This is a genomic window from Micromonospora sp. NPDC051296 (assembly GCF_040682255.1).
In the GTDB taxonomy this organism is placed as follows: Bacteria; Actinomycetota; Actinomycetes; order Mycobacteriales; family Micromonosporaceae; genus Micromonospora; species Micromonospora craterilacus.
This window is the reverse complement of record NZ_JBFBAO010000442.1, coordinates 1-5,112: the sequence shown is the minus strand read 5'-3', so window position 1 is coordinate 5,112 and position 5,112 is coordinate 1. Positions and strand designations below refer to the sequence as shown.

The window sequence follows — 5,112 nt, the reverse complement described above, 5'->3', positions numbered from 1 at the left end:
GGCGGTCCTGCCGGCGCTCTACCTGCCGAACACCGTGCACGACTTCTTCGACCTGAAGATCTACATGTCGGCGATGGATTGGTGGGCCGCCGGCACGGCGAGCCGCTCACCGGCCGCGGTCAGCGTCAGCCGCCGACCGTCCCGTTCGTAGAGTTCGACGCCGAGCGCCGTCGCCAGCTTCCTGATTTTCACGTGCAGGGAGGGCTGGCTGATGTGCAGCACGGCCGCCGCGCTGGTGAAGTTGCGGTGTTCGGCGAAGACCGCGAACGAGCGCAGCGCGTCGGCTTCGAGCAGGTCCCGCCCGGTCATAGTGCACAACTATAGAGCGGTGGCCAAACAATAGTTCAGTGCCGGCACTCCGACGCCGCATCCTGGCCGCATGATCGACAACAACACGCGACGGGAACCACGGCTCGGCATCGACATCGGCCGGGTCATCATCGACGGTGCCGCCCACCCGGGCGGCGGTGACACCGCGTTCTTCGCTGGCGACGAGGCCACCATGCTGGCGACTCCGGAGGTGCCCGGCGCCGTCGAGGCCATCGCCCGCCTCGTCCCCCGGTTCGACGGCCGGGTGTGGCTGGTCTCGAAGTGCGGCCCACGGGTCCAGGCCCGCACCCTGCGATGGCTGGACAGCCACGACTTCTACCGGCGCAGCGGGGTCGCCCGTGACCAGGTCCGGTTCTGCCGCGCCCGGGCCGACAAGCGGGTGCACTGCCTCGACCTCGCCCTCACCCACTTCGTCGACGACCATCCCGAGGTGCACGCCGCGATTCGCGGTGCGGTCACCCACCAGTACTTCTTCGGACCCCAACACCGGCCGGTACCCGGCTACGGACGTCCCGCGCCCACCTGGGCCGAGGTCGAACGACTCGTCACCCGATCGCTCGGAACACAAGGGTGGTCGGCGCGGGGTGATCGCCGGGACCGCGAGCCTGTCGTACCCGGACGGCATCCTGCTGGCGGTAGCGGTCGCGACGGCGCACACCGCGGAGAGGACGAGTCGGATGAGAGGCGGATTGCCGAGCCGCATCCCCATCGATCATGACGACTATCACGCCGAGCACGTGGGGCGCACCGCCGATGGCCGGCAGTTCTTCCTCACCACCCCGTTCGAGCCGACGATGCACGGCGAGGACGACGGTCAGGAGTTCGTCGCGCTCTACCTGTTCGACGCCGACGGCCGGTTCCTGGAAGCCAGGATCGACCCCTTCGGTCCGAGAACCCGGATGGACCGTGCGGCACGGCGGGCGGCATACGAGGCCCGGCTGGCGGAACTCGGCGAGGTCACGTTCTCCCGCATCGAGGTCGAGCCCTTCGCGGTCGACCGGTTCGGCACGACCTTCGGCCTGATCCCCCGGGCACCGGAGGCAGACGACGACGTGTGGTGGGTCACCGTCGAGCCCGGCGACTACATGGCCTTCTCCGAACCGTGGGACGGCGACTACGACACCTGATGTTCGGGTGCGCCGCGAGGCCGCACGTTTCGCACGGTCAGATACAGCCGGTGCATGGTGATGACGACAGCCAGCCAGGCCAGCCCGAGGGTCCATGCCACCAGCACGTCGGTGAGCCAGTGGTGGCCGAGGAACACCCGGCTCAGGCCCATGGCGACAGCGAACACCACCGCCGCGGCGACGGTGGCCGTCCGGGTGTGCCACCGCCGCTGGTGTAGTACGAGCAGGTAGGCCACCACTCCGGCGACGACCACGGCGTTGAGGGTGTGCCCGCTGGGAAACGACGCGGAGGTCTCGTACGGTGCGACCGCGTCGGCCAGCGGCGGGCGGATCCGCCCGACGAGGGCTTTCCCGACCATCGTCATCAGCAGTGACCCGGTGGTGGCCACCGCCATGAGCACCACCGGGCCGACCTGCCGGCGCCGGATCGCCAGCGCGAGCGCGGCGACGGCGGCGAGGATCGGCATGATGACCGGACCGCCGAGGTTGGTGAACGCGGTGACCGCCGTGTTGAGCTGCGGCGTACGCGCGGCGATGGCCGCCCGCAGGACCGGCTCGTCGAGGCCCGCGACACCGTCGGTCTCGACGACGGCCTCGTAGATCTCCACGGACGCGGCGGTCAGCGCGACGACGAGCGCGACGCCGATCAGCAGGGTCAGCGCCAGCACCGGGTACGGGCCGATCCACCGGGCAGCCCGGCGGGCCAGCGCCGCCATGATCCGGCCGAGCCTGGTCTTCCAGACTGTCAGGTCACGCCAGCCGAGGTAACGGTCGCCCTCGGCCGGGACGGCCGCCCACTCCGGCTGGCCGCGATGACGATCGTGGGAGGCGCGCATCTCGTGATCATGCCACCGGTTTCATCGATGTGCGCTGGTCCTGCGGCGAGGCGGCGGGGCGGCTCATGCTGGCGGTTCGCTGGCTGGTCGGCGGGATGGGCCCCAGGCGACGAACCGATCGAACAACGCCTTCGGCTCGGGGCCGTCGTGCGGGTTCAGGTGGTAGAGATCGCGCATCGCCTCGTACATCACACCCGCCAGGTAGATGGACAGACCGGTCAGGTTGCCGTCGTACTCCGCCCGCAGCAGCAACCGTGCCTCGGCACAGGGCCACGGCTGCCCGTCCACCCGGCAACACCACATCGGCCGCAGCGGGGTGTGCGGGGCGTCGGCACCGGTGGCGCGCGGACGCTCCGGGTGCGGACCGCGGCCGGGCCTCGGGAGCCGTGTGGTGATCACCAGCGGCCACCGTTTGCCCGCCACTGCTGACCCGGCGTCAACCAGCCCGCACAGCCGGGACGCTGCATCGGCAGCGGCTGAGTCGGCTGACGCATCCACCCTGGCAGCTGCACGCCGGGCGCGCGTTGCGGCAACACTCCCGGCGGCCGCGCCGGTACCGACGGCAGATCGGCAACCCGGCACCGAAACCAGGGGACTCGCATCTCGACCTCCCACAAGGAAACGCTGTGGGTACGTTTCTTGTCGCCAGAGCAGCAACAGATGTACCCACAACAGCTGGCTGGGTAGGGGCCACCCCGACACGGGGGAAGCGCGGGGCGGCCCCGAAGCAGAACCCGCCCCAGCCCTCCCCGGCGTGGAGCGGATCCGCATGCGTGACAGTCTGCTGAGGACACCGATACCCTCGGAAGGCATCGAGCCTGGTCACGGCGACGGTCAGCGGATCTTGGCGACCACCCGGCGACCCTTGGCGATCTTGGCGACCACCCTGGAGGGCGCATGGAAGGTGAGCAGACCGTGGAACTGATCCGCGTCCAGCTACGCAAGCAGCGGGCGCTGGCCGGCATGAACCAGGACGAGTTCGGCAAGCGGACGAACTACTCGGGCTCCACGGTGTCCGCTGTCGAGACGGGAACCCGCCCGGTCGACCTGCCGTACGCCCGGCGGGCGGACGAGATCCTGGAGACCGGCGGCCTGTTCGAGTCCCTGCTGCACACCGCCCAGCAGAGCGCCCAGCCCGTCTGGTTCATGCCCTGGCTGAAGGCCGAGCGGGCCGCCCGGCAACTGCGCTACTTCAACCCGATGCTGATCCCCGGCCTCTTTCAGACCGAGAACTACGCCCGCGCGGTGCTGCGTTTCGACGACACCCGACCGGCGCAGGAGATCGAGCAGCAGGTGGCGGCCCGCCTGGAACGCCAGGAGATCCTCAGGCTCGAACGCCCGCCGCAGATCGTCGCGGTGATCGACGAGTATGTCCTGCGTCGCAGCGACGCCATCATGGCCGAGCAGCTCGCCCACCTGCTGCGGATGGCTGAGCTGCCGTTCATCCACCTCCACGTCATCCCGGCCAGCGCCGGCCTGCATGTCGGACTGGACGGGCCGCTGTCGCTGGCCCGGCTACCGGACGGCACCTGGGTCGGGCACCTGGAGAACCACCTCGGTGGCGAGGCGGCCGACACCGAGGAGAAGCTGGCTACACTTCTGGCCAGATGGGAATGCGTGCGGGCGATCGCCCTCCCCGAAGACCTCTCGATCGCCCTGATCAAGGAGGTTGAGAGCCAACATGGACCTCAGTAACGCCCATTGGCGGAAGTCCACCCGCAGCAACTCGTCCGGCGGCGAATGCGTCGAGGTAGCCGAAAACTTGGCTGGTGTGGTCGCCGTCCGCGACAGCAAGGACCCGGCCGGTCCGGTGCTCGCCTTCGACCCGGCCGCCTGGCGGTCGTTCCTCGGCTTCGCGACGCGGCACTGACCGCGTACCGAAAAAGGCCCCCAGCGTGCGCGCTGCGGGGCCTTCGCCTTCCGACGGGTCAATCACGGATCACGACGCGGCCACCAGGTACGCGAGCGCCAGGGCGACCACGAGATCCGGCCACTGCGCAAGCATGGCCACCCGCCAAAGCCGGTTGCGTGGATTCCACCACCGCTCCGGCAGGTAGTGCACGATCAACGCCTTGGTGCCGTGCAGGCACGCCATGAAGAACAGGAAGAAGCTGACCAGCCCGCTCACGAAGTACGCCGGATCGGTCAACTCCTCGGCGAGCAGCGAGACCGGGATCGCCACCGCCATCGAGGCGAAGAAGCCCACGCCGAGGATCACGAACCACGCCGCCGATCGACAGATGTGCCGCAGGCCCAGATCGTCGATGTCCTCGCCGGGCAGGGTGAGGTCCTCGATCAGCTCGGCCCGCCGGTCCTGTCGCGTCCTGCCGTCGATGCCCAGCACCCGGGCGATGGGTTCGCTGAGCCACCGAGCCGGCACCACCACCAGATCCATGGCCCGCCCCTCCGCCGCTGCACAGGCAGGCTAACCAATGCCTCGCCGCGCAACCTTGATCGGGTAACGAGGCACTAGCCAGTCCACACCAGACAGAACGGCTTGCCGGCCGGATCGGCGTAGACGCGCCAGTTCGGGCCGGCGCCGTCCAGTCGGGTGGCACCGATGCCGAGGGCGGCCCGTTCCGCCGCGTCCACGTCCTGGACGGTCACGTCGAGGTGGATCTGCTGCTGGTACGCCGGATCCGGCCAGCGCGGCGCGGTGTACTGCTCCACCTGCTGGAACAGCACCGGCTGCGCGCCGTCCTCGCCGATCATGGCGACCCCGTCCGCCTCGTACGTCACCGGCTTGCCGAGCAGCTCCGCGTAGAACTGGCTCAGCGCCTTCGCGTCGGGGCAGTCGAGCATGACGCCCATCAGGGTGG

At 69.7% G+C, this 5,112-nt stretch carries 10 protein-coding genes; 4 read left to right on the top strand and 6 right to left on the bottom strand.

Going from position 1 to position 5,112, the window contains the following annotated elements; translation table 11 throughout:
- Positions 1 to 60 precede the first annotated feature (60 nt).
- Complete coding sequence (locus AB0M52_RS30305; RefSeq protein WP_363960819.1) at positions 61 to 309, bottom strand: LysR family transcriptional regulator; 249 nt, start codon at positions 307 to 309, stop codon at positions 61 to 63.
- 70 nt (positions 310 to 379) lie between these two features.
- Between AB0M52_RS30305 and AB0M52_RS30300 the strand changes: the two genes are divergently transcribed.
- The gene (locus AB0M52_RS30300) at positions 380 to 1,048 is read left to right on the top strand and encodes a hypothetical protein (protein WP_363960817.1); all 669 of its coding nucleotides are present in this window, start codon (positions 380 to 382) and stop codon (positions 1,046 to 1,048) included.
- Positions 1,008 to 1,457, top strand: coding sequence for a hypothetical protein (locus tag AB0M52_RS30295; RefSeq protein WP_363960815.1), 450 nt, complete (start codon positions 1,008 to 1,010; stop codon positions 1,455 to 1,457). Before AB0M52_RS30300 ends, AB0M52_RS30295 begins: the two co-directional genes overlap by 41 nt.
- On the opposite strand, the gene AB0M52_RS30290 is transcribed toward AB0M52_RS30295, so the two are convergent.
- From AB0M52_RS30290 to AB0M52_RS30280, 3 genes are all read right to left on the bottom strand, one after another.
- Entirely contained in the window at positions 1,445 to 2,293 is an 849-nt protein-coding gene (locus AB0M52_RS30290; protein ID WP_363960813.1) for a phosphatase PAP2 family protein, read from the bottom strand. The two genes, AB0M52_RS30295 and AB0M52_RS30290, sit on opposite strands and share 13 nt — an antisense overlap.
- A gap of 63 nt (positions 2,294 to 2,356) precedes the next feature.
- Positions 2,357 to 2,545, bottom strand: coding sequence for a hypothetical protein (locus AB0M52_RS30285; RefSeq protein WP_363960811.1), 189 nt, complete (start codon positions 2,543 to 2,545; stop codon positions 2,357 to 2,359).
- Entirely contained in the window at positions 2,512 to 2,628 is a 117-nt protein-coding gene (locus tag AB0M52_RS30280) for a hypothetical protein (RefSeq protein WP_363960809.1), read from the bottom strand. Before AB0M52_RS30280 ends, AB0M52_RS30285 begins: the two co-directional genes overlap by 34 nt.
- Before the next feature lie 562 nt (positions 2,629 to 3,190).
- Between AB0M52_RS30280 and AB0M52_RS30275 the strand changes: the two genes are divergently transcribed.
- Together AB0M52_RS30275 and AB0M52_RS30270 are read left to right on the top strand one after the other, a co-directional pair.
- Positions 3,191 to 3,988, top strand: a complete 798-nt coding sequence (locus AB0M52_RS30275) for a helix-turn-helix transcriptional regulator (protein WP_363960807.1) — start codon at positions 3,191 to 3,193, stop codon at positions 3,986 to 3,988.
- Entirely contained in the window at positions 3,975 to 4,163 is a 189-nt protein-coding gene (locus AB0M52_RS30270; RefSeq protein ID WP_363960805.1) for a DUF397 domain-containing protein, read from the top strand. The genes AB0M52_RS30275 and AB0M52_RS30270 overlap by 14 nt, the downstream gene beginning before the upstream one ends.
- 69 nt (positions 4,164 to 4,232) lie before the next feature.
- Here the strand turns inward: AB0M52_RS30270 and AB0M52_RS30265 are convergent, their stop codons facing one another.
- Positions 4,233 to 4,688, bottom strand: a complete 456-nt coding sequence (locus AB0M52_RS30265; protein WP_363960803.1) for a hypothetical protein — start codon at positions 4,686 to 4,688, stop codon at positions 4,233 to 4,235.
- A gap of 74 nt (positions 4,689 to 4,762) precedes the next feature.
- Positions 4,763 to 5,112 (bottom strand): VOC family protein (locus AB0M52_RS30260; RefSeq protein WP_363960801.1); only part of this gene is annotated, 350 nt, incomplete at its 5' end.

What these genes read in the sequence shown, in the direction of transcription:
- AB0M52_RS30305 (WP_363960819.1), bottom strand. Translation starts at nt 309, where the DNA reads ATGACCGGGCGGGACCTGCTCGAAGCCGACGCGCTGCGCTCGTTCGCG.
- AB0M52_RS30300 (WP_363960817.1), top strand. Translation starts at nt 380, where the DNA reads ATGATCGACAACAACACGCGACGGGAACCACGGCTCGGCATCGACATC.
- AB0M52_RS30295 (WP_363960815.1), top strand. Translation starts at nt 1,008, where the DNA reads ATGAGAGGCGGATTGCCGAGCCGCATCCCCATCGATCATGACGACTAT.
- AB0M52_RS30290 (WP_363960813.1), bottom strand. Translation starts at nt 2,293, where the DNA reads ATGCGCGCCTCCCACGATCGTCATCGCGGCCAGCCGGAGTGGGCGGCC.
- AB0M52_RS30275 (WP_363960807.1), top strand. Translation starts at nt 3,191, where the DNA reads ATGGAAGGTGAGCAGACCGTGGAACTGATCCGCGTCCAGCTACGCAAG.
- AB0M52_RS30270 (WP_363960805.1), top strand. Translation starts at nt 3,975, where the DNA reads ATGGACCTCAGTAACGCCCATTGGCGGAAGTCCACCCGCAGCAACTCG.
- AB0M52_RS30265 (WP_363960803.1), bottom strand. Translation starts at nt 4,688, where the DNA reads ATGGATCTGGTGGTGGTGCCGGCTCGGTGGCTCAGCGAACCCATCGCC.